This is a genomic window from Streptomyces sp. BE20 (genome assembly GCF_036322525.1).
In the GTDB taxonomy this organism is placed as follows: Bacteria; Actinomycetota; Actinomycetes; order Streptomycetales; family Streptomycetaceae; genus Kitasatospora.
The window spans coordinates 1-1,712 of record NZ_JAQYWW010001241.1 but is presented as its reverse complement, the minus strand read 5'-3'; the positions used below and the strand labels follow the sequence as shown (position 1 = coordinate 1,712).

The 1,712-nt window shown below is 72.5% G+C and carries 2 protein-coding genes and 1 pseudogene; 1 reads left to right on the top strand and 2 read right to left on the bottom strand.

The window, feature by feature from the left end:
- Both PUR61_RS44930 and PUR61_RS44925 read right to left on the bottom strand, forming a co-directional pair.
- Positions 1 to 424 (bottom strand): annotated as a pseudogene (locus PUR61_RS44930) (hypothetical protein); the annotation flags it as partial.
- Positions 403 to 720: a hypothetical protein gene (locus tag PUR61_RS44925; protein ID WP_443035351.1), complete on the bottom strand. Its 318-nt coding sequence runs from the start codon at positions 718 to 720 to the stop codon at positions 403 to 405. The gene PUR61_RS44925 and the pseudogene PUR61_RS44930, both read right to left, overlap by 22 nt.
- Positions 721 to 1,058: 338 nt before the next feature.
- Between PUR61_RS44925 and PUR61_RS44920 the strand changes: the two genes are divergently transcribed.
- On the top strand, positions 1,059 to 1,712 hold a 654-nt coding region (locus PUR61_RS44920), incomplete at its 3' end, for an ATP-binding protein (protein WP_329885766.1).

Below are 1,712 nucleotides of genomic sequence, written 5' to 3'. Positions count from 1 at the left end.
TGAGGTAGGCGAGGGCGGCGGTGGCGTCGATGCCGCCGACGGGCACGAACGGCACGTCCGGGAACGGGGCGCGTAGCGCGTTCAGGTAGGCGGGGCCGCCGAACAGGGCGGGGAAGAGCTTGACGGCGAGGGCGCCGTGAGTGGTGGCGGCCCTATGCACCAAGGCGAAGGCTACGACGTCGTGGGCCGTCGGGTTGGTGACGGTGTATCGGAACTCCCTGGGCGCCCCGCCCACCTCGAACTCCCGGGGGACCCCCGTCACCGACGGCTCCAGACCCCGCTGCAACGGGACGTCGATGTGCGGGGCCGGGGCCGACGGGCCGGCCGACGCGGCACCGGTGGCGGCGCCTGCCACACCGACCGGGACGGTCGACAGGACGAGCGCGGTGGCACCCGCGAGGATCAGACTGCGGGGGGTGGACACGTGGTTACCTGCCGGCGAGGAGGAGTTCCGGCACCGTCTCGGTGCCTGCCGGTTAAGGAGGTGGGGCGGACCCGTCGATCCCGCGGGTATGCGAATTCGTTACGGACGCGGCTATGCCGGCACCCGGGGCGAGCGAGCCGGGGAGCGGTGCTCGACCGCAGCGGGTCCTCGTCTACGAGGTGGTGGGCGAGTTCGTGGACGGCGGCGCGGACCGTGTCGACGCGGCCCTCGACGACGGGGTCGCCCCAGCCGGTGACGCCTTCGTCGGCGGCGACCCTCAGTCGACAACACCCCACCGGCGCGTAGGACAAGATCGCCGCCACCGTCACCGCCAACCCCGGTGTGAAGAACCGGGTCGTCTGGGGCTCCAATGACGAGAACGTCCAGGGCGGTGTCACCGCGCTGGAGAACGGCGGCTTCAAGGCCGATCACGTCCCTTCTGATGATCCTCGGCCGGACCGCTGTCCTAATCGCCAGGACGGCCTGCATCGCGGCGGTCCGCTCACGCGGCGCCACGTCTTCACTCCCGTCCCGCACGGGATGTCCCTCAGCAGCATGACGCCGAGGGACCGGCTCTGTTCATGGGATCGGTCGGCGAGCGCGCGGAGGCCGGGGCTGGACTACGCTCGCTGGTATGGGCGCCTTGACGGGCGGCGGGTTCCCCGCCGACGTGACGAGCCTGGTGGGTCGCCGCTCGGAGCTCGCCGAGCTGAAGCGGTTGCTGGCCGACTCGCGTCTGGTGACGCTGACCGGCACCGGCGGTGTGGGCAAGACCCGCCTGGCCCTGCAACTGTCCCGCGAGGTGCGGCGCGCCTTCCACGACGGCGCGTACTGGGTGCCGCTCGCGGAGGTCGGCGAACCGGACCAGGTCGGACAGAGCGTGATCAACGCCGTGGGCCTGCGCACCATGGGCCCCGACGCCACCACGCTGCTGACCGACTACCTGCGGGACAAGCGCGCGCTGCTGGTCCTGGACAACTGCGAGCACCTGGTCGGCGCGTGCGCGAAGCTGTCCGCCAGCCTGCTGGCGGCCTGCCCCGGCGTCCGCGTGCTGGCGACCAGCCGCGAGGTCCTCGACATCGCCGGTGAACGCGTCTTCGCCGTCACACCCCTGGCCCTCCCCGACGAACACCCCGACGGGACCCATCCCGGCGGGACCCACGCCGACTCCGTCGTCCTGTTCGCCGACCGCGCGGCCGCCGCCGCCCCAGGCTTCACCCTCACACCCCACAACGCACAGGCCGTGGCCGACCTGTGCCGCCACCTCGACGGCCTGCCCCTGGCCATC